This window comes from Cupriavidus sp. GW823-FHT07A04, assembly GCF_058794615.1.
Window position 1 is genome coordinate 12,640 of the sequence record NZ_JBXAHA010000038.1, and the last position, 24,960, is coordinate 37,599.

Genomic DNA, 24,960 nt, shown 5'->3' on the forward strand with positions numbered 1-24,960 from the left:
TAATCAATATTGACTATTAAAACAAGGAGCCTATGCTGCAAAGCACGAATTCCCGACCCACCCCAACGGAGAACGCACCATGCCCGGCCCCGGAGAATCCATGCTTTCAGCCACGAGTCCCACGACAGCCGTCACCCCTTTCCTTGGTGAGATCTGGCGCAGCGTGCACGGGGACGCCGCGTGGCTCGAGCACATTGCCGTGGCCGGCACCGGTCACTTGCCCGCGGTCTTCCCCGTCACCGCCCTGGCCACCGCCGCCGTCGGCGCAGCCGCCCTGGCCATTGCCGAGTTGATCCACCGGGCCTGCGGGCATGCGCCGCATGTCCAGGCAGATCAACGTCTCGCTTCGCTATGGTTCGGCACTTCGCTGCGGCCACAGGGCTGGGAATTGCCGCCGCAATGGGATCCCGTTGCCGGCGACTACCGGGCCAAGGACGGCTGGATCCGTCTTCACACCAACGCCCCACATCACCGCGACGCTGCCCTCGCCGTGCTTGGCGTGGCGGCGCAAGCGGACAAGGCCGCCGTTGCCCGGGCCGTATCCGGATGGGAAGCCAGCGCGCTGGAAGCCGCCATCGTCGAGAACGGCGGCTGCTCGGCGGCCATGCGCACCGAGGCCGAATGGGCAGTCCATCCGCAGGGGATCGCCGTCAACAGCGAACCGCTGATGCACTGGACGACGTGCGCTGCTGGGCTTCGGCCAGCCTGGGCCATCACCCCGGATCGCCCGTTGCGCGGCATCCGCGTGCTGGACCTGACCCGGATCCTGGCGGGTCCGGTGGCCACCCGCTTCCTGGCCGGCTTCGGCGCCGATGTGCTCCGCATCGACCCACCCGGCTGGGAAGAGCCAGGCACAGTGCCGGAAGTGGTGCTCGGCAAGCGCTGCGCCCGGCTCGACCTGAAGAGCGCGGCGGACCGGCAGGTGCTGGAGCAGTTGCTGAGCCAGGCCGACGTGATGGTGCACGGCTACCGTCCCGAAGCCCTGGCGCGGCTTGGACTGGACGCGCGGCGGCGCCGCGAGATCAATCCCGCGCTGGTGGATGTGTCGCTCGATGCCTATGGCTGGAGCGGGCCGTGGAAGGGCCGGCGCGGCTTCGACAGCCTGATCCAGATGAGCACCGGCATTGCCGATGCGGGCATGCGCGCCGCAGGCCTGGACCATCCCAAGCCGCTGCCGGTGCAGGCCATCGACCACGCGACCGGCTACCTGATGGCAACAGCGGCCATCCGCGGGCTGGCGCAGCGCCTGGCGACCGGCGCCGGCTGCGAGGTGCGGGCCTCGCTGGCGCGCACGGCGCATCTTTTGGTGACGGGCGCGCAAGACGAAGCATCCCTGTTCCCGCCTGAAGCCCCGGCGGACCTGGCAGAAACGATTGAAGCGACTGCCTGGGGACCTGCGCGACGGCTCAGGTCCCCAGCAACTGTGCAGGGTGCGCCAATGGTGTGGGACCGTCCAGCGGACAGGCTGGGCGCGTCGCTTGCGCAGTGGTCCCTAAACTAACTGCTGGCCTGTGGCCGACCTTGATAGGGGCGTTGCCTTGCCTTGTCGGCCAGACTATACTTAGCCAACTGAATTAGCTAAGTCAGGATGACCACATGCTCACGATCAACATGCACGAGGCCAAAAGCCAATTGTCACGGCTAGTGGAGTCGCTGGAAAGCGGGGCGCAAGATGTCATTGTCATTGCGCGCAATGGCAAGGCCGCCGCCAAGCTGGTGCCCATCGGCGAGCCGGACGTTTCCAGGAGAATCGGCGGCGGGCTTGCGCTGCTCGGCCAGTTTCCGTCTGTCAGCCTGGAAGAATGGAATGCACTCGATGCAGACGTGGCATCGCTCTTTGAGAACGGGACAGAGAGTGACCACTCGTGAAGGTGCTGCTCGACTCGCATATCGCTATCTGGGCGAGCCTGAACGATCCACGTCTGTCGGCCAAAGCCCGGTCGATGATCGCGGAGCCTTCCAATGAGATTTATGTGAGCGCTGCCAGCGTGTGGGAGATATCCATCAAGGCAGGGTTGGGAAAGCTGGACATGTTCAACGGTGGCCAAGCCGCCGCTGTTTTCCGCTTGTGCGGCTACAAACTCCTCGACGTCACTGCCGCCCACGCGGGTGCGGTGGACAATCTGCCGGCCTTTGCCAACCACAAGGACCCATTCGATCGCATGCTGGTTGCACAAGCGCTGCAGGAGGCCATGGTGCTGCTCACCGACGATGCCAGGCTGCCGCAATACCACCCGATCCTGATCGTCGCCGCCTGAGCCCAGCCGCGCATCGGCCTTTTGCCACACCGGCCGATGCGTCAGGGCGCGCTTAGTCGATCTTCGCGCCCGAAGCCTTGATCACCTGTCCCCAGCGCTTCTGCTCGGCGGCAATGGTCTGGCCGAAGGCCTCCGGGCCCTGCCAGGCTGCCTCGGCGCCTTGCTGCTCCAGCTTGGCGCGGGTATCGGCCTCGCCCAGCACGGCCTGCAGCGCGCCAGACAACTTGGCCACCACCTCCTTGGGCGTGCCCGCGGGCGCCAGCATGCCGTAGAAGCCGACCACCTCGAAGTTCTTCAGCCCGGCCTCTTCCATGGTCGGCACGTCAGGCAAGGCGGGCGAGCGATGCTTGGATGTCACCGCCAGCGCGCGCACCTTGCCGGCCTTGATGTATTGCGTGAACAGCGGGATCGAGTCGGCCATCATCTGCGCCTGGCCGCCCATCACATCGGTCAGAGCCGGGGCGCTGCCCTTGTAGGGAATGTGGACGATAAACGTGCCGCTGGCCTGCTTGAACATCTCCGGCATCAGGTGGGAAATGCCGCCGTTGCCGCCCGAGGCAAAATTCAGCTTGCCGGGATTGGCGCGCGCATAGCCAATGAATTCCTTGAGGTTGCGGGCCGGCACGTTGTTATTGACCACCATGACCAGCGGAATCAGCGCGGTGCGGGCCACCGGCGCAAAATCCCGCGGCATCACGTACGGCAGCTTGGGATAAAGCGCGCCATTGATGGCCATCTGGCCGGTATTGGCCAGCAGCAGCGTGTAGCCGTCCGGCGCGGCTTTGGCGACGGAATCCGAGCCGATGTTGCCGGCCGCGCCAGCCTTATAGTCCAGCACCACTGACTGCCCCAGGATCGGCTGCAGCTTCTCGGCGAGGAGGCGGGCGTGAGTGTCGACCGGGCCACCCGGCGGGAAGCCCACCACCAGGCGGATCGGCTTTTCCGGCCACGCGGCGGTGGCTGGGGCTGCGCCCAGTGCCAGCGGCAGCGTGGCGCAGGCCAGCAGCACCGGCAAGCCGGGCAGGAATCGGTTATTTAATGTGTACTTCGCCATCAGGTCTTTTCTCCTCGTTTATATTGCGGCCTTGCGTTGCCGGCGTGCGCCGGGGCGAGTCCTGGCCGGACTCGTGGCCGGACACCCGCGAACACCCTTAATTGTGACGATTTTATTACATGGCGCCATGCTAGAAATCCCTGTGCAGGCTTATGATGCCCCTGCCCGGCCGCGCCATTGCGTCAGCCGCTTGCCGGCCTGGCGCGTTCAGATAACGGCTGGCCGCTGCGCGCCGGCCTCGCATCCGTGCCCGGGCATCAGCCAAGGAAAGCCAACGTGAAACCAACCAACCGAGCCGTCGTCCTGTTTTTGTGGGCGGCACTGTACTTCTGCTCCGGCTACATCTCGCACAAGCTGAACGGCCCGTTCTCCGCCACTGGCTATATCTGGCTGCCGGCCGGCGTGACCGTGGCCGCGTTCATGCTGACGCCGATGCCGCGCTGGCTGCCAGTAGGGCTGGCGTTCTTCGCCGCGCAGATGCTGCTGGGCTGGGTGGAGGGACGCGACACGCTGCGTCTGATGCTGTTCTCGCTCGACGAGATCGGCTTTGCGGCAGTAGGCGTGGCGCTGGTCAGGCGCACGCACTTTTCGCTCGAAGGGCTGGCCTTCGTGCGCGGCTTGCTGATCGCCGGGGTGGTCAGCAGCGCAGCCAGCGCCGCGGTGGGCGCGGGCTGGTTCACGATCATGCAGGACGTGCCGTTTTGGCGCACCGCGCGCGTCTGGGCCGCGGCCGACCTGGTGGGCGTGCTGATCGTCACGCCGGTGCTGGCGGGCTGGTCGCGCTTTCGCGCCATGCGCTCAGGCGGCATGAGCGGCGGCGATTTCCTGTTCGGCCTGGGCGCGTTCGCCGCGCTGGTGCTGACCACCTTCTTTATCTTTGACAACAAGAGCCTGGGCCCGCTGCCTGCCGGCGTGGTGTTTGCGCTGACCTATATCCCCCTGTTCTTCGCCGCTGTGGTGACGCTGCTGTGGGGGGGCCGGGGCGGCTCCGTGGCGGTGGCGATCCTGGCGCTGTTCGTGCTGGTCAATACCGGCCAGGGCGATGGCCCGTTCGCCGAAAGCGCGGCCCACCATGGCCGCTCGCTGATGGAGGCCCAGCTATACCTGGCCGTGGCCGCCTTGCTGACGCTGCTGATCAGCACGCTGCGCACCAGCCGCGAGCAACTGCACCTGCAGTCGGCGCAGCGCCAGAACGATGTCAAGCTGGCGCTCGCGGCCAGCGGCCAGCTGGTCTATTGCCTGGACCCGCGCAGTGGCACGCTGCGCTGGAGCGGCGACGTGGAGCGCTCGCTGGGGGTGCGAGAAGATACCTTCGGCAATCTCGACAATGTACTGGCGCACGTGCATGCCGACGACCGGTCCCGGGTGCGCGACCGCTGGCTGCGCGAAAGCGACGGCGACGGGGGTGGCGACGGGGGTAGCGCAGCCCGTACCGACCTGCTCTTTCGCCTGATGCTGCCCGCGGGCGACTGCACCATGGTGCTGGATATGAGCAGCCCGCTGCTGGACGGCGACGAGACCGTGGCGGTCATTGCCGGCGCATGGCGCCTGCAAGGCGCGGCTGTGATCGAGGAGCGCGACGCAGCATGACGGCTCTCAAGGGCAGCGGCACGGGGGCCCTGCTCATCCATGGCTTGGGCGGCACGCAGTTCGACCTCGGCCCGATGCACAAGGCCCTGCGGCGCGCCGGGGTGGAGACCCACGCGGTGACGCTGCCAGGACACGCAGGCACGCCCGAGGACCTGGTGCCCGTGCGGGCCGAGCAATGGCTCGACACCGTCACGCAGGCATACGATGAGCTGGCCGGGCAGTACGAAACCTTTCACATCATGGGCATGTGCCTGGGCGGGCTTCTGGCCCTGGCGCTGGCCGAGCGCCGCCAGCACACCAAGGGCCGGCTGATCGCGCTGGCGGCCCCGGTCTACATCGACGGCTGGTCCACGCCCTGGTACCGCGCGCTGCGGCACCTGGTCTATCACATCCCCACGCTGCCAGCGCGCATGCGGGTGGAGGAAGACGAGCCATTCGGCATCAAGAATGACCTGGTGCGCGCCATCGTCAAAGCCAAGTTCGAACGCGGCGACAACTTCCACTACCGCTGGGTGCCGCTGGCCTGCATCCGCCAGGTGGACCGGCTGCGCGGCTGGGTGCTCAACGGCGCCCACCGCATCGCCTGCCCCACGCTGGTGGTGAACGCGCGCGAGGACGAGTTGACCAGCCTGCGTTCGGCCGACTTCCTGGAAGCCACGGTCCCCGACGTGCGCAAGGTGGTGGTGGAAAACAGCTATCACATGATCTGCGTGGACAACGACCGCGAGCAGGTGGTCAGCAACGTGCTCGAGTTCCTCGGCTTCGACCCCGCGCAGGCGCGCCGCCCGGCGCGGGCCAGGGTGGAGGTGCCGATGACCGAGGAAGCCGTCGCCACCGTGGTGAACGAATACCTGCAAGCCCTCACCAGCGGACAGTTCGAAGCGCTGTTCCCGCTGCTGGAGCCCGGCGTGCGCTGGCGCCACCAGGGCGAGCATCCGCTGGCGGGAAGCTATGACGACCGCGACGCCGTCATCGACATGTTTGCCAAGCTGGAAGCAATCGCCGGCAAGACGGTACGCATCGCCGTCACCGCACCGCCGCGCATCGAGGGCGCCACGGCGCAGATCGACGTCGCGGCCTCCTCCGTCATGCATGGCGAGGCCCGGCACAGCCAGGGCACGCAAACCCTGCGCATGCGCAACGGGCGCATCTCCGCAGTGACCTTCCGGCCGGCCGACAGCGCTGATAACGCGGTGAGCGCCACCGAGCCCCTGCCGGCGCCCGCGGGCTAGAACACGCGGCCTAGCTGCAGGTACAGGTTCCACACCCCGTTCGGCGCTGCGGCAAAGCCGAAGTACAGCGGGCCAATGGCGCTGTTGCCGCCGATGAACAAGCTGGCGCTGGTCTTGAACGGCCCGTTGCCGAAGTTCTTGCGCCGCAGCCAGACGTCGCCAGCCTCCAGGCTGGCGCCCACCACGGTGGTGCGCAGCCCGGGCAGGATGAACTCGCGCAGGTCGTTCAGGTATGTCATGCGCCCGTACAGCAGGTAGTTGCCGGAGAACTGGTCCTGCGCGTAAGCGGAAAGATGCTGGAAGCCGCCCAGCGTGAAGCCAAGCCCGCCGCTGACGCTGTTGTCGCTGCGGTGATCGCCATAGGTGGCCGCGGCCTCCGCCGCCAGGTTCAGCGTGTGGCGGCCGTAGCTGGTGGCCCAGAGCGCCTTGGCGTGGGCATCGTTGAAGCGATTGTCGGTGCCACCGAAGGCCAGCTCGTTGGTCGCCAGCAGATAGTAGCCGGTGCGCGGGAAGAGCGGATCGTCGAGCTGGTCGATGGTGAGCTGGGCACGCATGGTGGGCTGGCGCACACGGGCCTGGGAGAATAGCCGGCCGGTACCGATGGGCAGGTTATAGACGGCCGAGTAGTTGACCTGCTGGTAGTTCACGCCCGCCCGGAACTCGCCCAGCCGGCCCAGCGGCACACCCAGGTCCAGGCCCGCGACGGCCGTGTCGATCCGAAAGGCGGTGATCGGGTCGGTATTGCGGTTGGGCGCGGTGTCGCCATAGAGATCGACGCGCTTGCGCCCGTATTCCACATAGGGCGCGACATAGAAGCCAAGCCGGTCGAATACCGGCTGGCGCAGCTCGGTGTGCCACTTGGCCTGGGTGCTGCCCAGCACGATGTCATTGCGCCACTCCAGCCCGCCGGGCGTGATCCACGGATACCGATGCCCCAGTTGCAGGTTGAACCCGCCCTGGCCATTGAAGGTGTTGGACACGCCGAAGCCGAACAGCAGGAACTGCGGGCCCCAGGATTTCTGCTGCGCCTCGACCTTCAGCACATTGCGCCCGTCCTCCGTGACCATCTCCTGCGTCACGCTCTCGAAATCGCCCGAGGTGGAGAGCTGCGCCATCTCGCGGTTAAGCGTGACCGCGTCGTAGGTGTCGCCTTCATTTACGCCCAGGTACTTGCGCACGAAGCTGGCCGGAATGCGGCCGTGCGACCGGATCTGGATGGCATCGATGCGCACCGGGCCCGCCACCGCCTGGCTGCCCTTGCGCGCCGCCAGGTAGCTTTGCCAGGCGTCCGCCGGCAGCGTCAGCGACGCGAGCTTGGGCTCGGCCGCCAGCACGGCGTTCCAGCCGCCCTGGATGCCGTCGTTGGCGCGCGAGAAGTCGGTGAAGGACAAGTCACCCAGCTGGGGCTCGATCAGCACGTCGCCCGGCTTGAGCAGCGCCTTTTGCGTGGCCACGTTCTGGTTGGTCAGGATGGTGACCATCTGCTGCGTCACCGCCGCCGGCGAGTCCAGGCTCTCGGGGTCATCCAGCGGCGAGGCAATATTGACGGCGATGATCACGTCGGCACCCATGTCGCGTGCAAGCTGCACCGGCAGGTTGCTGACCAGCCCGCCATCGACCAGCACGCGCCCGTTCACCTTGATCGGCGCGAACAAGCCCGGCACGGCCACGCTGGCGCGGATGGCGCGCGGCAGCGAGCCGTGGTCCAGCACGACGGGGGCCCCGGTGCCCAGGTCAGTGGCAATGGTGCGAAACGGCGTCGGCAGCTTGTCGAAGGCGCCGTCGGCCGGCAGATGCGGGGTCAGGTTCTGTAGCAGCGCCAGCAGGCGGTTGCCCTGTACCAGGCCGGTGGGCAGCTTGATCTTGCCGTCACCGTAGCCGGCCGAAATGCCGATTGGATATTGGAGGTCATCCTCGCGCTGCGCCTGCGGCAGTTCGGCGCGTTCGTTGCGGTCGAAGGCGATATCGCTCAGGTTGGTATGCGACAGCTTGGCCTCCAGCTCGCCCGCCGACAAACCGCTGGCGTATAAGCCACCCACCACGGCACCCATGCTGGTGGCCGCGATGCAGTCGATCGGCACGTGCATTTTCTCCAGCGCCCGGATCACGCCGATATGCGCGTAGCCGCGCGCGCCGCCACCGGACAGCACCAGGCACACGCGCGCTCGCTTGCCCGGGACGGCTGGGGGGGCGGCTTCCTCGGCAACTTCGGTGGCAACGTCGGTGGCAGCGTCGGCGGCGGATTGCCTGGCCGGCTGCGCAGGGTGATCCGCGGCCCTGGCGGGCTGCGGCGCCAAGGCTAGCGCCGCCAATGCAAGCAGCATCGGCAGCACCTGACAACCGGACACCAGCGTGCGCAAGCGGCGCGCGATGCATGATAGAGAGCGGGACATGGACAAACCTGGACAATCCGCGGCAAGACGGGACAAGACGGTGAAATCGCCGCGCAGAGTTGGCGGGGAAGGTCGTCACGATAGGGCAATTGCCCGTCCTTGAACAGCGGCGCATGCACCGGCGGAGTGCCGGTTGCCTAACCTGCGGGGCCGTCGCTGCCCCGTGCGCCAAGCGGCCGCGCGGGTTATCCGTGCAAACCCTCGGCGCAGAGCAGTTTGATCCACAATTTGCCAGGGTGGGTAAACGTATGCTGAATACAACAAAGGGAACGTGGCGGACTGAAACGCCACGGCCGCCGTCCGTCCTAGCCCTCGTTCTGCCAACCCAGTCCCAGTGCCTTTTGCAACGACACGAAGTCCTTGATCAGGTTGGCATCGCCGGCGATCCGATCCTGCTGCGCACGTACCCGGGTGCGTTCGACATCCAGCCAGTCAAGCATGCTGGCCGTACCGGCGCGGTAGCGCTGCTGGGTCAGCACGGCGGCGCGCTCGGCGGACGCCTCCACCCGGCGCAGCAGGACCACGTTCTCGCGCTGGTGCCCGTAGCGGGACAAGGCCACATCGGCATCGCGCAGCGCCTTCAGGACCACGCTCTCGTACCTTGCCTCGGCATTGTCGCGTCCTGCCTGCGCACCGTCCACGCTGGCGGCAACCCGGCCGAAATCCAGCGCGTTCCACTGCAGCCGCGGCAAGGCGAGCCAGGTGGCGTTGTCCTTGCGGACCAGGTGACCGGGGTCCATCGCGCTGTAGCCCAGGGAGCCGAACAGCGACAGCTTGGGGAACCAGTCAGCCTTGCTAGCGCCGATCTGCGCGTTCTGCGAGGCCAGGGTACGCTCCGCCGCGCGGATGTCCGGCCGCGCCTTGAGCAGTGCGGCTGGGTTACCGACGGACACCGTAGCCGGCAACGTGGGCAATGGCCGTTGCGGGCCGAGTTCGCCATCCAGTGCGCCGGGGGCGCGCCCCGTGAGTACGGCGAGTTCATCGAACGACTCCGTGATCTGCGCCTCGATGGGCGCGATCTGCGAGCGGGTGCCCTCCACCTGGGTCAGGAGCCGCTCCACTTCCAGCGCCGATGCCACCCCGCGTTCGCGCCGTTGCTGCGTCAGCTCCAGCATGTCGGCTTCGAGCTTTTCCGAGGCGCGCAGGTGTGTCAGGCGCGCCTGCTGCTCGCGCAGGCCGATGTAGGCTTGGGCGACCTCGGCTGCCAGTTGCACGTGGGCGTCCGCGAGCTGTTCGGCGGAAGCGTCCGCCTGCGCCGCGGCCGCCTCGATGGCACGCCGCGTCCCGCCAAACAGATCGATCTCCCAGCTGGCATCGAAGTTGGCAAGATAGAGCGCCAATGGTCCGCGGCCGCCAGACGTCGCGCCACCGGAAAACGACGACAAATTCGGCGAGCGCGTGCGCAGCGTGGCGGCGGTTGCCCCCACCTTGGGGAGTGCATCGGCTTGCTGCCCGCGCAGGCCGGCACGCGCCTGCCGCACGCTGGCCTGCGCTGCACGAATGTCCGGGCTATGCGCCAATGCGGTTTCTATCAGTGCATCCAGTTGGGGATCGCCCAGCGCGCGCCACCAGGTTGCGACGCGCGGCGCGGCCGGCTCGGTACTGTGCGGGGCATGGGGAAATGCCGTGGCGCGCATGGCGTCGGCCGCGACTTCAGGCGCGCCGTGATAGTCAGGCCCGACCGCGCAGCCACTCATGGCAAACGCCAGCGCGGCACTGAGGGAGACCGTGCGCAGCCGGCCAGGGCCCGGCAGCGTATTTGATTTGATGTCGTGCATGATCGATCAATGACCGGAGGACACCGGCGTGCCGGCACCCGGTTGCTTGAGAAGGAAGGCCAGCGGCACGCATAGTAGCAGCGCGATGCCCAGCACAAAGAAGGTCTCGGAGAAGGTGATGACGGCCGCCTGCCTGGCGATCTCCCCGGCCATCTGTGCCATGGCCTGGAGCTTCGCATGCGCCATATCGCCGTGCTGCGCGAAAAAGCCCGCCGCGCTGGACGAGATGTGTTCCTGCCCGATCGCGCTGTTGGCGCTGACCGATTCACGGATCACGGCGTCGTGATACGTATTGCGGCGGTCGATCAGCGTGCCGAGCAGCGCGAGCCCGACCGAGCCGCCCAGGTTGCGGGCCATGTTGTACAGGCCAGCCGCGTCGCCCGCCTCATGGGTGGCGACAGCCGCCATCGATGCCTGGTTGAGCGGCATCATCGCCAGGATCTGCCCGAAGCCGCGCAGGATCTGCGAGCCGATGAAGTCGTGCCCGACGCTTTGCGTGGTGAGCGAGATATCCAGCATGCAGCTGCCGAAGAAACACAACAGCCCGGTGATGACGAGCCAACGGCTATCGAACTTGCCAAGCATGCGGGGCAGGATCGGCATCATCAGGAATGCCGGAAGACCGGAGAGCAGCATGATCGAGCCCGCCTGCTCCGCGTTGTATCCGGCGATGGTGGCGAGGAACTGCGGCAACAGGTAAGACACGCCATAGAGCCCGGCGCCAACCGTCGAGACAATCAGGATGACGCTGGCGTAGTTTTTGTTGAGCAGCAGCCGCAGCCGCACGATCGGCGTGTTCGCCGTGAACTGGCCAACGACCATCATCAGGATGCCGGCCGCGGAAAGCAGCGATAGCCATGCGATCGTCGGCGATTCAAACCAGCGCTCGCGCTGCCCCTCCTCCAGCACCACCGTGAGCGAGCTCAGGCCGATGGCCAGCCCCGCGATGCCGAGCCAGTCCGCCTTGACGAACGCCTGCAGGTTCGCGCGCTCCGGCTTCAGGCCAAGATAGAGCAGCGTCACCAGCGCCACCGAGATCGGCAGGTTCAGGAAAAAACACCAGCGCCAGTCGGCGTTCTCGGTCAGCCAGCCGCCAGCCACCGGGCCGAGCAATGGGCCGAGCAGGACGATCAGGCCGAACGCCGACATGCCGATCGGCATCTGGTGCCGGGGCAAGCGCGTGCGAATGATGGTCTGCGCGGTCGGGATCATGGCGCCGCCGGCGAAGCCTTGGCCGATGCGGCCGATGACCATCGCGGCCAGGCTGTGGGATAGCCCGCACATCATCGAGAACGCGGTGAAGAGGATCGCGTTCCACATCAGGAAGCGCCGCAGCCCGAACACGCGCGTGAGCCACGCGGCGAGCGGGATGATCACGATCTCCGACATCAGGTAGCCCGTGGAGATCCACGTGCCCTCCGTGCCCGCGGCGCCGATCTGCCCCTGGATCTGCGGCAACGCCGAGTTGGTGATCGAGATATCGAGCGTGGCGAGCAGCGCGCCGAGCGCGCCGGCCGCAACCGCGATCCAGTCAGCGGTGGAAGCGTTGGGCACTGCGGGCGCGGATGCCGGGTTGCCCCCGGACACGCCGGCACCGGACCGCGGCGCCTTAGCCACGCGCGCCCCCGGCCGCAGCGTGCGCTTGCGTGGGCGCCGCGTGGCGCGTGTCGACCTCCACCGTTACAGACAGCCCCGGCACCAGCGCCCTGCGCGCCTCGCCAGACACATCCAGGTGAATGCGCACCGGCACGCGCTGCACGATCTTGGTGAAATTGCCGGTGGCGTTCTGCGCGGGCAGCAGGGCGAACTGGGAGCCCGTGCCGGGCGACAGGCTTTCGACGGTGCCGTGCAGATCGGCATCCGGCAGCGCGTCGACATGGATTGTCACGGGCTGGCCCGGCACCATGTGGCCGACCTGCGTTTCCTTGAAGTTGGCGCTCAGGTAGAGATCCTGCAGCGGCACGATCGTCAGCAGGCGCGTGCCCGGCTGCGCGAACTGCCCGACGCGCACGGCGCGATCCGCGACGCGGCCGGCCAGGGTGCTGCGCACCAACGTATCCTGCAGGTCGAGCTGGGCGCGGCGCGCGCTCGCCTCGGCCACAGCCAGTTGCGCGCGTGCCTGCTGCAGCTTTGCCTGCAGCGTGAGCGTCTGGCTCTGGGCCGCGCGCAAGGCGGCCTCGTTCGCTTGCTGCGTCGTGGCGGCACGTGTCTGCGCGTTGCGCAACTCCGCGCTCCGCTCCTCCGTCTCGGCGCCCGACTTGACCAGCGGCGCATAACGATCCACCTGCGATGCCGCGTAGCGCACATTGGCTCGCGCTCCGTCGAGTTCGGCCCGGGCCTGCGCGATAGTGGCCTGCTGCTGCGCAAGGTCCGCCTCGCTACGCGCCACGTCGGCCTGGCGCGAGGCAACGGTCGCCGTGGCCTCGTCCAGCGCTGCCTGGTACTGACGGCTGTCGAGCCGTGCCAATGCCTGCCCAACGACGACCGCCTGGTTATCGCGTACCAGGACTTCAGCCACATAGCCGCTCACCTTCGGCGCCACCGTCACGCTGTCGGCCTGCAGATAGGCGTCGTCGGTGGTTTCCATAAAGCGGCCCACCGTCCACCAGTGCCCGCCCCAGGTTGCTGCCCCCACCAACGCGCTGCCAGCCAGGAAAAGCAGCACCGTGCGGCGGCGATGGCGCACCGCAGGCTTCGCTGGGGTTGACGTGGCTTCGCCTCGCAACAGAGGGTCGGCGGGCGAATCGGCGGGCGCGGCGGTAGACATGGGGGCTCCAAATTATTCCAAACGGCACAATTATTCCAGTCGGACAAATTGTGTCAAGTGATATATTTCTCTCCTGGCACGATCTCAAGGATGGCGACGAATCCCATGGCACGACACCGACCGGCCGCCGAAGGCGGCTACCAGCGAGGCGAGGAAACGCGCCTGCGCATCGTCGAGGCGGCGCTGCGACTCTTCGGGGAACGGGGATTCGAGGGAGCGTCGACGCGCGACATCGCGAAAGAGGCTGGCGTCAATGCGCCTGCGCTGCAGTACTACTTCGACAACAAGGAAGGGGTCTACATTGCCTGCGTGGAGCACTTCGTCGCGCGCGTCTGGGAGTACCTGGCCGCGCCGGTGAGCGCGGCGCAAGCGACTTTGGCCAACCCCGACGCCGATGACTCGGACTTGATCGAGGCCTACATGGGACTCCAGGGCTGCTTCGTCTCGTTCCTGAGCGACTCACCCGAGGCGCGCGACTGGCAACTCTTCATGGCGCGCGAACGCGCGGGCCTCGGTCCGCCGGCGGCCTTCGCGGTGATCGACGAACGCCTCAACCGCCGCTTGTTCCCCGTGACCGCGTCGATCATCGGCCGGCTGACCGGACGCAAGCCGACCGATGATGTCACCAAGATCCGGACCATCGCGATAGACAGCCAGGTTGCCGTGTTCCGCATGTTTCGCCGGAACGTGCTCAGCGCCCTCGAATGGGAAACGATTGGCCCTAAAGAGATGGCCCAGCTTGGAGACGTGATTTTCGAGCAGACGAGGGTGCTGCTGCTGGCCTTTGTCGCGGCGCGCGACGCACAGCAAGGCGCCGTCCGCGGCTAAAGCCAGCAGGCAGCGAGCGGGCCGTTGCGCGAAAGCCGGTAGCGAACGCCGGGAACGAACGCCGCGCGCTACCCTGTTTATTCCAGCTTGATCCCCGCCGACTTGATCAATGGCCCCCACTTGGCCACCTCGGCGTCGACGAAGCGCGCGAACGATGCACTGTCGCCCGCCTCCGGCTGCAGCCCGAGGCCGATCAGCTTGCTGCGCGTCTGCGCATCGGCCAGCACCGCGTTGGCGTCCCGGTTGAGTTGCTGCACGATGGCCGGCGGCGTGCCCGCCGGCGCCATCAGCCCGAACCAGCCGTAACCCACCACGCCGGGATACCCTTGCTCGCCGAACGTGGGCGCGTCCGGATACACCGGCGTGCGCTGCTCGGCGGACACCGCGATCACGCGTAGCTTGCCGGCCTTGATAAATGGCAGCGCGGTGGTGATGGCGGTCAACGTCGCGTCGACCCGCCCAGCGAGCAACTCAGTGTAGGCCGTGGAGTCGCCGCGGTAATGCACGTTGAGGCCCTTGAATTTCGCCTGGGCGGCGAATAGCTCGGCGGTCAGGTGCGGCCCCGAGCCGATGCCCGGCGAGGCGAAAGTCACGCCGTCCTTCTTATCACGCGCCATGCGCACGAAATCCGCCACCGTGCGCACCGGCGAATCGGCGTTGACGATCAGGAATATCGGCCCGAGCACGCGTGGTCCTACTGCCACGAAGTCCTTGTGGATGTCGTAATGCTGGGACAGCCCTGCCGCCGCGTTGATGGCAAACGGCGCCGCCGCCCACAACAGGGTGTAGCCGTCCGGCGTGGCGCGCGCGATCTGCTCGTTGGCCACGCGCGTGCCAGCGCCGGGCTTGTTCTCCACCACGAACTGCTGCTTGTACTTGCGGCTGAGCCCCTCGCTGAGCAGGCGCGCCGAGATGTCGTTGGAGCCGCCCGGGCCGTAGGGCGATACCAGGCGCACCGGATGCGACGGAAATTCCTCGGCCTGCACCGGCGCCAGCGCACCGCAGCCCGCGGCCAACAGCACGGCGTTGCCGGCCAGGCGCAGCACTTGCCTGCGCTTGCGTGAATTCGGTGTCATGACGGCTCCTTGACCGAAGCAGCCGCACCCGCCAGCGGGCGGATCGGCGGATAGACAAAGGTCTTGTCGAGATGCGCGGGCTGGGGCACGTAGAGCCGCAGCGTCACGTAGAACGGGCCTGCGGGCGCGGGCAGCCAGTTGCCTTCGTCCGCCGGGTCGGCCGGCGGCGTGGCCGACAGGCGCAGCCGCAGGCTGCCGTCCGGCCCGTAGCGCAGGCTCGGCGAGCGGTCGCCCAGCGAGTAGCGCCCCAGCACGTTATCGACCAGCATGCAGTCGGCCTTGCCATACATGGTGAGCGACCAGAACGCACCCACCTGTGGCAGCCCATCGGCCGGGAAGACCAGCTCGTAGCCGGCGCGGCCATCGAGCGGCGCCCCTTCGCTGTCGCGGTCGGCCATCACGTACATCGCCTCTTGCACGCCGAGCGCGCCGATATAGTTGCGCGCCACCAGCGCGCGCTCGGCGAAACGCGTGCCGAACGATTCGCGGATTTCCACCGGCAGGGTCCAGCCGCCGCCGAGGTCGGACGGCAGCGGCGTCGCCAGTTCGGCAAGCACCGCCTGGATGGCGTCGCCCAGGCGGGCAAGCGCATCGTCGCCAAGCGCGGCCGCATCGCAATCCGCGCCAATGCCAAAAGGCGCAAAGCCTGCCACCAGCCCTGCCTCAGCCGGCGGCGGCGGGTTCTCGCGCAGCGCCTGGTTGACCACCTCGGCATAGCGGCGCGGATCGCCCAGATGCTCGCCAGGCTGCATGCGCACATCGAACGCCCGCGCGGCGCTCGCCCCGGCCAGCGTGCTCAGGCGGAACTGGTCCTGCAGCGCGTGCACGGCCGGCAGGTCGGCTTCGCCATCCACCAGCACGCGGCCGAGCAGCCACACCGCGTCCGTGGGGCAGGCGATGGCGGTAGCACCAGCCGGCACGTCGCCCTGCCAGCGCGGGCCATGCAGCAAGAAGCGGCCGCGCCCGTTGCCCGTGGTGCGGGTGCCGATATAGCCAAAGGGATTGGTATAGAAATCGAGCAGGCCGAGCACGTAGTAGCGGCCCAAGCTGTCGGGCACGTCCAGCAGCAGCGGCCCTTGCGACAGGTCCATCCAGGCGTTGCTGTAGAGCGTGTCGTTATTGGGCGTGACCACCTGGCGATGCTGCGGGCCAAGCAGCTGGCGCGTGTGAATGAAATGATTGATCCAGCGCACCGGGGCATCGGGCTGCTGCGCGGCAAACACACCGGCGCTGTTGCGGCGCGGGCAGGTGGCGGCGCGCATGCGCGCCATTTCGTAGAGGGGCAGCGTGTAACGGATGGCGTCGAGGGCGGGCGCGGCGGGCACGGCGGGCACGGCGGGCACGGCGGATATGGTCTGGTACATGGTGGCTTCCATAATTTGGTTGACTCAATCGACGCGGCGCACGGCCGGGATGGTGTACTGGCCTTGCAGGAAAGACGGCGCGGGATGGTAGAGCCGCAGGATCAGGTAGAACGAGCCAGCAGGCGCGGGCAGCCAGTTCTCCTGCTGCTGCGCTCGCGCGTGCGAGATGGGGATCACCAGGCTGCCATCGGCCTCCATGCGCAAGCCCGGCGTGCGGTCGCCCACGGCGTAGCGGCCGATCTCGTTGGCGCTGAAGTAACGATCCTCGCCGTATAGCGACACCGACCAGAACGCTTGCGCGGGCGGCAGCATGCCGGGCGCGAAGCGCAGCTCATAACGGCGACGGCCATCAAGCGGCGCGCCGTCGGCATCGAAATCGGCCATGGCGTAGATCGCCTCGTCCGCGCGCAGGGCGCCCAGGCCCTTCATCGCGGTGCAGGCGCGCTGCAGCCAGTCGTCGCCGTACATGCCCAGCTTCAGGCTGTAGCCCCAGCTCTTGCGGCCCTGGCTGCGGGTATGGGCCTCGATCACCGCCATGCCTTGCGCGTAAGCGCTTTCCAGCCCGGCCACGATGGCCGGGCGCAGCGCCGCGAAATCGGTCTCGTCTTCCAGCCGGATGCCGGCCTTGCGCAACAGCGTCAGGATCCCCAGTTCCTCGGCCGCCGGCGGGAACTCGCGCAGCGCGTTGAAGAGGTTGTGGAAGAAGTCCAGCGCGGGCCGGCCGCTGTCGTGCCACTGGTCCACGCAGCGCGGACGCGCCGCGCCCGGCGTGCGGGTCAGCGCGAAGCCCTGCTCAAAGGCACGCGCCACCGCCAGGTCATCCGGCCCCTGCACCAGCACGCGGCCGAGCAGCCAGACCAGTGAGCTCGGGCATGACACCGCATGCGCGCCGCTGGCCTTCTGGCCCGGGCCGACCAGCTCGATCTCGCCGCCTTCGGCAGCGACATTGCGTGGTCCCAGGTTCTCGAAGTTGTTGGTGTGCACGTCGAGCAGCTCGATCACGTAGTAGCGGCCCGCGTCGGGCAGCGGCGGAATGCGCAGCGTCACCGGGCCATCGGCCAGGTTGACCCAGCCGCAGAAGTACAGCAGGTCGTTGGCCGGGGTGACGATGTCGCGGTCCTTATGCGTCCACTGACGCTCGCTCGCCGACAACGTGTTCATCGGCGCGCGGCCATAGCCGGTGGCAGCGGCAACCGAGGTCTGCAGGCGGCAGGTGCGCAGCGTCTCGATGAGCGCATAGCCGTAGATCACCAGCGGCAGCGCTGCGCCGGCGACCAGCGCCTGCTGGGGGCTGGCGTGCGTGACGGGGGCGGCGGGAGGGTTCATGTTCATATGTGTTGGCTCCTGGCGGGATTATTCGAGGGCGGCGCCGCTCGACTTGACGAGGGCGGCCCAGGCACGGACGTCGTCCTGCATCTGGGCGGCAAAGACGGCGCGCGGCTGTGGGGTGAAGCGCATGCCCAGCGTGGCGGCCTGCGCCTGCATGGCGGGCTCGGCCATGATGGCGTCGACAGCGCGCTCAAGGCGATCGAGGATGGGGGCCGGCGTGCGGGCCGGCGCGAACAGCGCGTACCAGCTGTCGATGCGCAACGGCACGCCGGACTCGGCGAAGGTGGGCACATCGGGCAACGCCACCGAGCGCTCCGAGCCGGTCACCGCCAGCGCCCGGACCTTGCCGCTGCGGATCAACGGCAAGGTGCCGGCCAGGTCGGACATGGCCACCGGCAGCGTGCCGCCCATCACATCGGTCAGCATCGGGCTCACGCCTTTGTAGGGAATGTGGCGCAGATGGATGCCGCTGCTGACATTGAGGCTCTCGCCGGCCAGGTGGCCGCCCGAGCCGGGGCCCCAGGAACCGTAGGTGAGGTCAGCGCCTGGACGCTTGGCGGCTGCAATCAGCGCCGGCAGGTCCTTGCCCGTGAACTCCGGGCCTGCCACCAGCACGTTGCCGCCGTAGGCCAGCCGGCCCACCGGCACGAAATCGCGCACGGGATCGTAGGGCAGGCGGGGGAAGATCGCCGGCGCGATGGCATGCGTGGCGGAGATGCCGAGCAACAGCGTGTAGCCGTCCGGCGCGGCGCGCGCCACCTGGGCCGAGCCGATGGTGCCGGTGGCACCCGCCACGTTTTCCACCAGCACGGTGCCGCCCAGCGCGGTCGACAGCTTGGCGGCCACCAGCCGCCCGATGACGTCGGTGCCGCCGCCTGGCGGAAAGGGCACCACCAGGCGGATCGGCTTGTCAGGATATTTCGTGGCTTGCGGTGGTGCGGCGTGCGCCGGTGTGGCGGCCAGCGCCGTCAGCATGACGACGGCGAGAGCGCCTGCCGCCGGCGCGCGCGCGGTCCTTGCAGCTTGTAAATGCATGATGGTTGTCTCCAGTTGTGGTTCCCCATCCGCGCGTCCGGTCTGTGCCGGTATCGGATTGCGCGGTGGGGTCAAGCTTCGTTACTACGCCATCGCGGTCATGCCCTCGGCCCGCCCGCCGGCAGCAAGGTGATCACGGCGTCCGCAGCCACCGCGCCATCGGCGCCGATGATGAACGGGTTGATCTCCAGTGTGTCGAGCCGGGGACCCAGCGCCGCGGCCACCTTCGACACGCGCACCAGCAGGTCGGCTGCCTGTGCCAGCGGCAGCACCGGGTTGCCGCGATGGCCGGCGAACAGCACCGCCGCGCGGCTGCGCTCGAGCATGGCGCGGGCGCGCTCGGGCGACAACGGCGCCAGGCCGAAGGCCATCTGCCGGAAGATCTCCACCGCGGTGCCACCGATGCCGGCCAGCACCACCAGCCCGAAGACCGGATCGCGCCGCACGCCTACCATCAGCTCGCCCCAGCCGCGCACCATGCGGGCCACCAGCACGCCCTCGAAGGGCAGGCTGGCGTCGGCCCGGGCCAGCGCCGCCTGCATCGCGGCAAAGGCCTTGCGCACCGCGGCGTCGTCCGTCAGGTTGAGCGCCACGCCGCCTACGTCGCTCTTGTGCAACACCTGTGCCGAGCACAGCTTTACCGCCACCGGGTAGCCGATGCGCTGCGCCAGCGCCACGGCTTCATCGGCGTCGCGTGCCAGGCCGTGCGCGGCCACTGGCACGCCGGCGTCCGCCAGCAGGCGCATGGCGTCGAACTCGGACAGCGCGCTGGCATCGTCCGGCACATCGCGCAGGAGCGCGGCGACCGGCGCCGCGGCCTCGGCCTCGGCAACTGGCACGCTCGCGGCGGCTTCCCACGCTGCCGCGCGGGCCAGCGCGGCCACGGCCTCGATGGCGTGGGCAGGTTCGCGGAACACCAGGCAGCCATGCGCCTCCAGCCACGCCCGCTTGTCGTCGTCGACCACGCCGGAAAGCAGCAGCGGCGCGGCGCGCTTGTCCTCATGCAGCGCGCCGATGGTGCGCTGCAGTTCTTCCCACAAGCGCGGCGCGTTGGCGCCACCGGCGAGGAAGGCCACCACGCTGCCGTACTCGCCGCAGGTGGCCACGCCCGCCATCGCGTCGAGCAGCACGGCGGGCTGGGCCACCACCTGCCCCGTCACATCGATCGGGTTGGCGGTGCTGGCAAAGGGGATGCTCGTGCGCAGCGCCTTGGCGGCTGCCGCGGGCATGGGCGGCATGGGCATGCCAAGTTCTTCGGCGCGATCGGCCATCATGATGCCGACGCCGCCGGACACGGTGACAATGGCCACCGGCGCCACCGCGTCGGCCATCAACCCGCTCGGGCTGTCCCAGCGCGCCGGCCGGCGCCCGCGCGACAGCGTGTAGCCGAGGCGGAAGAAGTCCTCGAGCGTATGGGCACGATGCACACCGTACTCGTCGAACACCGCCTGATACACCGCGTCTTCTCCTGCCAGGCTGGCCGTGTGCGACTGCGCCGAACGCGCGCCCGCCTCGGTGGTGCCCACCTTGGTGATCACCACCGGCTTGCCGGCGGCACGCGCGGCGGCCAGCGCCTGGCGCAAGCGCGCGCCATCGCGGCAGCCTTCCATATACGCCAGGATCACGCGGGTATCTTTGTCCTGCGCCATCCACTCGATCACATCGGCCACCTGCAGGCCGGCCTCGTTGCCAGTGGTCACCCAATGGCTCAGGCCCAGCCCGGCCTCGCGCGCCAGCGCAAAGGCGTAGGCGCCAAACGCGCCGCTCTGGCTGACCAGTCCCACGTCGCCCGCAGGCGGCACGCCAGTCAGCGGGATCGGCGAGAAAGTGGCAAACATGCGCTCGCGCAGATTCATCACGCCCAGGCAATTGGGGCCGAGCAGGGCCACGCCGTGGCGGCGCGCGCTCTCGGCCAGCGCCACTTGCATGGCCAGGCCCTCATCGCCCACTTCGGCAAAGCCCGAGGTGAAGAAGATCGCGGCGCGCGTGCCGTTTCGCGCCAGTTGCGCCATCACGGATTCCGTCGCCACCGCCGGCACCGCCACGATGGCCAGGTCGACGGGCTGGCCAATCGCGGCCAGCGTCGCGTAAGCGGGCAAGCCCTGGATCTCGCTGGCGGTGGGATGCACGGGAAATATTCGCCCGGCGTAGCCGAGCTCGCGCAGCAGGCGAATCGGCATGCCGCCGACCTTCTCGGGCTGCGTGGATGCGCCGATGACCGCGACCGAACGCGGTTTCAGCAGGAAATCTAGACTAGGCATGGCGTTGTCTCCGGATGGCCTTGAATGGCTTGTCTTGTTTGCGCCTGTACCGGCGCTGTGTGTGGCTTCGTATGCGTTCGTGTAGCTTCGTGTTTCTTGCTCTGCCGGCCCGGCTATTGCCGCAGGCCCGTCATGGATTCGATGGTGCGGGTCATCTCCATCAGCAGCGGTGCGATCTTCTTTTCCAGCATGCCGCGCCGCATTTGCGAGCCGGCGATCGCGCAGTTGAACAGCAGCGGGCGGTTCAGGTAGACGATGCGCGAGTACACGCCCACGCCATGCACGCCGCTGCCGGCGTCGCCTTCATTGATGGCAAAGCCGCGCTTGGGGTAATGCGCCACGTTGTGGCAAATGGTGTCGTAGCAGGCGGCGTACTCCTCGGCGCGTTCGTGGCGAGCGGCCTGCATCAGTTGCTCGAACTCGCTCTTGGAAAGCGTGCACAGGAAAGCACGGCCCATCGCGGTGCTGAGCACCGAGCGCACCGCGCCCACGCCGGGGCGTGCCGCCGTGCCCTCGTGATGCGTGCAGCTCTGCAGGTAGGTCACGTCCAGCCGATGTGCCACGCCCATCGATACGGCACCCTCGATACGATCCGCCAGCGCCTGCATCAGCGGGCGTGCCACGTGACGCACCGGCAGCCCGGCCAGGTAGGGATAACCCAGGGCCAGCACCTGGGCGCCGACGAAGTACTTGTCGAGCTTGGGATCCCAATCCAGGTAGCCCAGCTCGAACAGCGTGCGGCAGATGCGCGACACCGTGGCGCGTGGCATCTGCAGGCGCTCGGCGAGCTCGCCGTTGCCAAGCGGACGCGGCTCGTCGATGAAGCAGCGCAGCAAGGCAAAGCCCTTGGCCAGCAAGCCACCGAAGGACGGGTCCTCTTTCCTGCGCTCGGCTATGAACTGTTCGACCGACGTGTTCATCTTGTCTCCTTGCACCGCAGTGTGGGCGGCGTCATTTTCTGTGTCAAAGAACGGAATGTATTTCCACATATTGGAAATGTAGACCGTTTCTTGACGAAACGCCGTGGTAACCATATGGTTCACAAAACCGAATCAGAATTCGCATACGGAATTAACATGCCCCTCTCGTCCTCTGCCGCGTCCCCCGCCAAGCCGTCCAAGGGGACTTCCGCATTCCCTACCGTAGCGACCCCGTCGATCCTGCAGCCACCGCGCCAGCGCCGTGCGCGCGAGACCGAGCAGGCTCTGCTGGACGCCGGCCGCGAACTGCTGGCGCAGCGGGATTTCTCCGCGGTGTCGGTTGCGCAGATCGCCTCCGCCTGCGAAGTGTCGGTCGGGGCCTTCTACGGCCGCTTCCGCGACAAGCAGGCGTTCTTCGAATCCCTGCGCGCGCTGGTGATGCAGGAAACCGGCGATTCCGTGGCGCGCTACCTACGCGTGGAACGCTGGGAAGACGTGCCCACCGATGTGATGCTGGAAAAAATCATGCGCTACGTGGTGGTCGGCTGCCACGCCAACCGCGGCGTGATCAAGGCATCGCTCAAGCACGCCTCCGTCCGCCCGGAAGAGTGGCTGCCGCATCGCGAAAGCGGGCAAGACGTGGTGGAACGCATGGTGGCGCTGCTGGTGCCGCGCATGCCGGTGCCGCCGGAGCAGGCGGAGATGCGCGTGCGCTTTGCCATGCAAGCCGTGTTCAGCATCGTGGTCAATGCCATCCTCAACGACGCGGGCCCGCTGCCGCTCGACGACGAACGGCTGCCCGGCGAGATGACCCGGCTGGTGGCCGGCTACCTCGCGCTGCCGGCCTGACGCCGTAACATCACAACACACAACGCGCGGTCCCGCGCGTGGTTTCCCGCCGTCATCAAGCCTTGCCCAATATCGGCGCGCGCATTTTGCTCGGAGCGCGCGCCGAATTCTATAAAACCCCGAGGAGACAAAACATGACAATACGCAGCCCGTTCTGCGGGAAGGCGGCCGTCCTGCTGGCCTGCGCCTGCGCGGCACTACTGCCGCTGGCAGCCCAGGCGCAAGCCAGCTATCCCACCAAGCCCCTGCACCTGATCGTGCCCTACCCGGCCGGCGGCCTCACCGACACGCTCTCGCGCACGCTGGCCGAAGGCCTGGGCAAACGGCTGGGACAAACCGTGGTGGTGGAGAACAAAGGCGGCGCCGGCGGCATCATCGGCACCGACTACGTGGCCAAGTCGGCGCCCGATGGCTACACGCTGCTGCTGACCATCCCCGGTCCCATCACCGCCAATCTCGCCCTCTACAAGAAGCTGCCCTACGACCCGCGCACCGACCTGCGCCAGGTGTCCGACATCGCCATGGCGCGCACGGTGCTAGCCGTCAACGGCACGCTGCCGGTGAAGACCGTGGCGGAACTGATCGCTTATGCCAAGAAGGAACCCGGCAAGCTGCGCATGGGCTCCTGGGGCCCGGGCACGCAGCCGCACACCATCCAGGCCTACCTCGACAAAACCTACGGCGTCGATATCCTGCACGTGCCGTATCGCGGCGAAGGCCCGATGGTGAGCGACCTGCTCGCCGGCCAGGTCAACATGACGGTTGGCTCGGTAACCTCGCTCAAGCAGCACTTCGCCAGCGGCAAGCTGCGAGCGCTGGCCGTCACCGGCACCCGGCGCGCCAAGGCCTTGCCCGACGTGCCAACCTTTGCCGAAGCCGGCTATCCCGACGAGCCGTACAAGCTGACCGGACCCATCACGCTGCTGGTCCCGGCACGCACGCCCAGCGACATCGTCGAGCGCCTGGGCCGCGAGGTGAGCGCACTGGTGAAGACGCCGGAGATCAGCCAGCGCATCGAGGACATGGGTGCGGAGCCGATTGGCAACCTGCCGGCAGAAGCCGTGGCTGCCTACAAGGCCTACCTGCCGGGCGTGCTCAAGCTGACCGCGGACACCGGCGTCACGCTGGACTAAGGGCGGACTAAGGCTGGACTGACCCTGCCGCTGTGCAGCGGGATAATGCAGCGCGGCAATGACCGCTATGAATCCGGCGCGGCTTAGCTTGGCCGCCGCGCCCGGCACTCATACAATGGCTGCACCCCGCGCGGCGCCCCTGCGTTCGCGTGCCGATTTCCCTTTTACCGCTTCCCGGGTGCCCACCGGCGCCGACATCACGCATGGCAACGCTCTTCCTGGTACGGCACGGTCAAGCCTCGTTCGGCGCCGCCAACTACGACTGCCTCTCCGACACCGGCCGGCAACAGGCCCGCTGGCTGGGCGAATATTTCCGCGAGCGCGGCGTCGCGTTCAAGCGGGTGGTGGCTGGCTCGCTAGTGCGCCAGCAGGACACCGCGCTGGAAATCCTGGCCGGCATGGGGGCCGGCGATGTGCCGGTCCAGACGAACATCGAAACCCACCTCGGCCTTAACGAATACGATGGCGAAGCGCTGTACCGCAGCCATACCGGCGGGGCGGATCATCGCGCGCACCAGAACGCTGACTACAACGACTACTGGCGCACATTCCGCGCGGCGTATCAGGCCTGGACGCTGGATCAGCTGGTGGGCATGCCGGAGTCGTGGGCGGAGTTTGGGGGACGGATCCGCGATGGTTTGCTGCATGCCACGGAAGGGGCTTCGCGAGAGGATGCGGTGTTGGTTGTCAGTTCTGGCGGGGCGATCGGACGGGCTACCGCGGATTTGCTGGATGCGCCGGCGCAGACTGCGATCGAGTTGAATTTGCAGTTTCGGAATACGGCGTTTTGCGAGATTATTTCTGGGCGTGGGATGCAGAGGTTGCTTAGTTTTAATAGTTTGCCGCATTTGGATCGGGTTGATCGGCGGGATGCTATTACGTTTGCTTGAGGGGTGCCGGGCTGGGGTTGGCTAGCGTTTTCTGGTCGTTTTTGCAGCGGCGTTGGCTTTTGCACCCAAAAGCTGTACGACATTGCCCTGCGGGGTTGGTTGCTGTTTCTTTAAGCGGCGTTGGCTCTTGCACCCAAAAGCCATACGACATCCCCCTGCGGGGGCTGCCGGTCACTCTTCTTTGCGTCGGCAAAGAAGACTAA

At 67.7% G+C, this 24,960-nt stretch carries 20 protein-coding genes; 9 read left to right on the top strand and 11 right to left on the bottom strand.

All coding sequences use genetic code 11. The annotated features are described in order from the left end of the window. The first annotated feature begins 100 nt into the window (after nucleotides 1-100). From AC1Q7Q_RS39235 to AC1Q7Q_RS39245, 3 genes are all read left to right on the top strand, one after another. Complete coding sequence (locus AC1Q7Q_RS39235) at nucleotides 101-1,501, top strand: CoA transferase (RefSeq protein ID WP_492375722.1); 1,401 nt, start codon at nucleotides 101-103, stop codon at nucleotides 1,499-1,501. A gap of 95 nt (nucleotides 1,502-1,596) precedes the next feature. Further along, nucleotides 1,597-1,869, top strand: a complete 273-nt coding sequence (locus AC1Q7Q_RS39240) for a type II toxin-antitoxin system Phd/YefM family antitoxin (RefSeq protein ID WP_492375723.1) — start codon at nucleotides 1,597-1,599, stop codon at nucleotides 1,867-1,869. Continuing rightward, a complete protein-coding gene (locus AC1Q7Q_RS39245) occupies nucleotides 1,866-2,258 on the top strand; it encodes a type II toxin-antitoxin system VapC family toxin (protein WP_492375724.1) in 393 nt (130 codons plus the stop codon). The genes AC1Q7Q_RS39240 and AC1Q7Q_RS39245 overlap by 4 nt, the downstream gene beginning before the upstream one ends. Nucleotides 2,259-2,310: 52 nt before the next feature. On the opposite strand, the gene AC1Q7Q_RS39250 is transcribed toward AC1Q7Q_RS39245, so the two are convergent. Further along, a complete protein-coding gene (locus AC1Q7Q_RS39250; protein ID WP_492375725.1) occupies nucleotides 2,311-3,312 on the bottom strand; it encodes a Bug family tripartite tricarboxylate transporter substrate binding protein in 1,002 nt (333 codons plus the stop codon). A 276-nt stretch (nucleotides 3,313-3,588) separates the two neighbouring features. On the opposite strand from AC1Q7Q_RS39250, the gene AC1Q7Q_RS39255 reads away from it, so the two are divergent. Together AC1Q7Q_RS39255 and AC1Q7Q_RS39260 are read left to right on the top strand one after the other, a co-directional pair. Further along, nucleotides 3,589-4,902 carry an MASE1 domain-containing protein gene (locus AC1Q7Q_RS39255; RefSeq protein ID WP_492375726.1) on the top strand — a complete coding sequence of 438 codons (1,314 nt, stop codon included), beginning with the start codon at nucleotides 3,589-3,591 and terminating at the stop codon, nucleotides 4,900-4,902. Next, complete coding sequence (locus AC1Q7Q_RS39260) at nucleotides 4,899-6,134, top strand: alpha/beta fold hydrolase (RefSeq protein WP_492375727.1); 1,236 nt, start codon at nucleotides 4,899-4,901, stop codon at nucleotides 6,132-6,134. The genes AC1Q7Q_RS39255 and AC1Q7Q_RS39260 overlap by 4 nt, the downstream gene beginning before the upstream one ends. On the opposite strand, the gene AC1Q7Q_RS39265 is transcribed toward AC1Q7Q_RS39260, so the two are convergent. The 4 genes from AC1Q7Q_RS39265 to AC1Q7Q_RS39280 form a co-directional block, all read right to left on the bottom strand. After that, on the bottom strand, nucleotides 6,131-8,458 hold the full coding sequence (locus AC1Q7Q_RS39265) for a patatin-like phospholipase family protein (protein WP_492375735.1): 2,328 nt from the start codon (nucleotides 8,456-8,458) through the stop codon (nucleotides 6,131-6,133). The genes AC1Q7Q_RS39260 and AC1Q7Q_RS39265 overlap by 4 nt on opposite strands. Before the next feature lie 374 nt (nucleotides 8,459-8,832). Beyond that, entirely contained in the window at nucleotides 8,833-10,305 is a 1,473-nt protein-coding gene (locus tag AC1Q7Q_RS39270) for an efflux transporter outer membrane subunit (RefSeq protein ID WP_492375728.1), read from the bottom strand. A 6-nt stretch (nucleotides 10,306-10,311) separates the two neighbouring features. Next, nucleotides 10,312-11,892 (bottom strand): DHA2 family efflux MFS transporter permease subunit, encoded by a 1,581-nt coding sequence (locus AC1Q7Q_RS39275; RefSeq protein WP_492375729.1) that lies wholly within the window; start codon nucleotides 11,890-11,892, stop codon nucleotides 10,312-10,314. A 22-nt stretch (nucleotides 11,893-11,914) separates the two neighbouring features. After that, a complete protein-coding gene (locus AC1Q7Q_RS39280) occupies nucleotides 11,915-13,072 on the bottom strand; it encodes an HlyD family secretion protein (RefSeq protein ID WP_492375730.1) in 1,158 nt (385 codons plus the stop codon). 90 nt (nucleotides 13,073-13,162) lie between these two features. On the opposite strand from AC1Q7Q_RS39280, the gene AC1Q7Q_RS39285 reads away from it, so the two are divergent. After that, nucleotides 13,163-13,900, top strand: a complete 738-nt coding sequence (locus AC1Q7Q_RS39285) for a CerR family C-terminal domain-containing protein (RefSeq protein WP_492375731.1) — start codon at nucleotides 13,163-13,165, stop codon at nucleotides 13,898-13,900. A gap of 77 nt (nucleotides 13,901-13,977) precedes the next feature. On the opposite strand, the gene AC1Q7Q_RS39290 is transcribed toward AC1Q7Q_RS39285, so the two are convergent. From AC1Q7Q_RS39290 to AC1Q7Q_RS39315, 6 genes are all read right to left on the bottom strand, one after another. Then, a complete protein-coding gene (locus AC1Q7Q_RS39290; protein ID WP_492375732.1) occupies nucleotides 13,978-14,976 on the bottom strand; it encodes a Bug family tripartite tricarboxylate transporter substrate binding protein in 999 nt (332 codons plus the stop codon). Next, on the bottom strand, nucleotides 14,973-16,340 hold the full coding sequence (locus AC1Q7Q_RS39295) for a DUF1254 domain-containing protein (RefSeq protein WP_492375733.1): 1,368 nt from the start codon (nucleotides 16,338-16,340) through the stop codon (nucleotides 14,973-14,975). The genes AC1Q7Q_RS39290 and AC1Q7Q_RS39295 overlap by 4 nt, the downstream gene beginning before the upstream one ends. Nucleotides 16,341-16,364: 24 nt before the next feature. Continuing rightward, nucleotides 16,365-17,666 (bottom strand): DUF1254 domain-containing protein, encoded by a 1,302-nt coding sequence (locus AC1Q7Q_RS39300; protein ID WP_492387291.1) that lies wholly within the window; start codon nucleotides 17,664-17,666, stop codon nucleotides 16,365-16,367. Nucleotides 17,667-17,693: 27 nt separating this feature from the next. Then, entirely contained in the window at nucleotides 17,694-18,704 is a 1,011-nt protein-coding gene (locus AC1Q7Q_RS39305; protein WP_492374217.1) for a Bug family tripartite tricarboxylate transporter substrate binding protein, read from the bottom strand. A 98-nt stretch (nucleotides 18,705-18,802) separates the two neighbouring features. Next, on the bottom strand, nucleotides 18,803-20,965 hold the full coding sequence (locus tag AC1Q7Q_RS39310; protein WP_492374216.1) for an acetate--CoA ligase family protein: 2,163 nt from the start codon (nucleotides 20,963-20,965) through the stop codon (nucleotides 18,803-18,805). A 113-nt stretch (nucleotides 20,966-21,078) separates the two neighbouring features. Next, complete coding sequence (locus tag AC1Q7Q_RS39315) at nucleotides 21,079-21,885, bottom strand: IclR family transcriptional regulator (RefSeq protein WP_150985276.1); 807 nt, start codon at nucleotides 21,883-21,885, stop codon at nucleotides 21,079-21,081. A 156-nt stretch (nucleotides 21,886-22,041) separates the two neighbouring features. On the opposite strand from AC1Q7Q_RS39315, the gene AC1Q7Q_RS39320 reads away from it, so the two are divergent. The 3 genes from AC1Q7Q_RS39320 to AC1Q7Q_RS39330 all read left to right on the top strand — a co-directional run bounded on the left by AC1Q7Q_RS39320 (nucleotide 22,042) and on the right by AC1Q7Q_RS39330 (nucleotide 24,757). Then, nucleotides 22,042-22,734: a TetR/AcrR family transcriptional regulator gene (locus tag AC1Q7Q_RS39320; protein WP_492374215.1), complete on the top strand. Its 693-nt coding sequence runs from the start codon at nucleotides 22,042-22,044 to the stop codon at nucleotides 22,732-22,734. A gap of 134 nt (nucleotides 22,735-22,868) precedes the next feature. Then, nucleotides 22,869-23,867 (top strand): Bug family tripartite tricarboxylate transporter substrate binding protein, encoded by a 999-nt coding sequence (locus AC1Q7Q_RS39325; protein ID WP_492374214.1) that lies wholly within the window; start codon nucleotides 22,869-22,871, stop codon nucleotides 23,865-23,867. 203 nt (nucleotides 23,868-24,070) lie between these two features. Beyond that, nucleotides 24,071-24,757 (top strand): histidine phosphatase family protein, encoded by a 687-nt coding sequence (locus tag AC1Q7Q_RS39330; protein ID WP_492374213.1) that lies wholly within the window; start codon nucleotides 24,071-24,073, stop codon nucleotides 24,755-24,757. The last annotated feature ends 203 nt before the right edge of the window (nucleotides 24,758-24,960 follow it).

Coding starts and splice junctions, on each gene's coding strand:
- AC1Q7Q_RS39300 (WP_492387291.1), bottom strand. CDS start 17,666: ATGAACCCTCCCGCCGCCCCCGTCACGCACGCCAGCCCCCAGCAGGCG.
- AC1Q7Q_RS39270 (WP_492375728.1), bottom strand. CDS start 10,305: ATGCACGACATCAAATCAAATACGCTGCCGGGCCCTGGCCGGCTGCGC.
- AC1Q7Q_RS39250 (WP_492375725.1), bottom strand. CDS start 3,312: ATGGCGAAGTACACATTAAATAACCGATTCCTGCCCGGCTTGCCGGTG.
- AC1Q7Q_RS39310 (WP_492374216.1), bottom strand. CDS start 20,965: ATGCCTAGTCTAGATTTCCTGCTGAAACCGCGTTCGGTCGCGGTCATC.
- AC1Q7Q_RS39320 (WP_492374215.1), top strand. CDS start 22,042: ATGCCCCTCTCGTCCTCTGCCGCGTCCCCCGCCAAGCCGTCCAAGGGG.
- AC1Q7Q_RS39315 (WP_150985276.1), bottom strand. CDS start 21,885: ATGAACACGTCGGTCGAACAGTTCATAGCCGAGCGCAGGAAAGAGGAC.
- AC1Q7Q_RS39280 (WP_492375730.1), bottom strand. CDS start 13,072: ATGTCTACCGCCGCGCCCGCCGATTCGCCCGCCGACCCTCTGTTGCGA.
- AC1Q7Q_RS39325 (WP_492374214.1), top strand. CDS start 22,869: ATGACAATACGCAGCCCGTTCTGCGGGAAGGCGGCCGTCCTGCTGGCC.
- AC1Q7Q_RS39295 (WP_492375733.1), bottom strand. CDS start 16,340: ATGTACCAGACCATATCCGCCGTGCCCGCCGTGCCCGCCGTGCCCGCC.
- AC1Q7Q_RS39305 (WP_492374217.1), bottom strand. CDS start 18,704: ATGCATTTACAAGCTGCAAGGACCGCGCGCGCGCCGGCGGCAGGCGCT.
- AC1Q7Q_RS39265 (WP_492375735.1), bottom strand. CDS start 8,458: ATGCTGCTTGCATTGGCGGCGCTAGCCTTGGCGCCGCAGCCCGCCAGG.
- AC1Q7Q_RS39285 (WP_492375731.1), top strand. CDS start 13,163: ATGGCGACGAATCCCATGGCACGACACCGACCGGCCGCCGAAGGCGGC.
- AC1Q7Q_RS39235 (WP_492375722.1), top strand. CDS start 101: ATGCTTTCAGCCACGAGTCCCACGACAGCCGTCACCCCTTTCCTTGGT.
- AC1Q7Q_RS39330 (WP_492374213.1), top strand. CDS start 24,071: ATGGCAACGCTCTTCCTGGTACGGCACGGTCAAGCCTCGTTCGGCGCC.
- AC1Q7Q_RS39240 (WP_492375723.1), top strand. CDS start 1,597: ATGCTCACGATCAACATGCACGAGGCCAAAAGCCAATTGTCACGGCTA.
- AC1Q7Q_RS39260 (WP_492375727.1), top strand. CDS start 4,899: ATGACGGCTCTCAAGGGCAGCGGCACGGGGGCCCTGCTCATCCATGGC.
- AC1Q7Q_RS39290 (WP_492375732.1), bottom strand. CDS start 14,976: ATGACACCGAATTCACGCAAGCGCAGGCAAGTGCTGCGCCTGGCCGGC.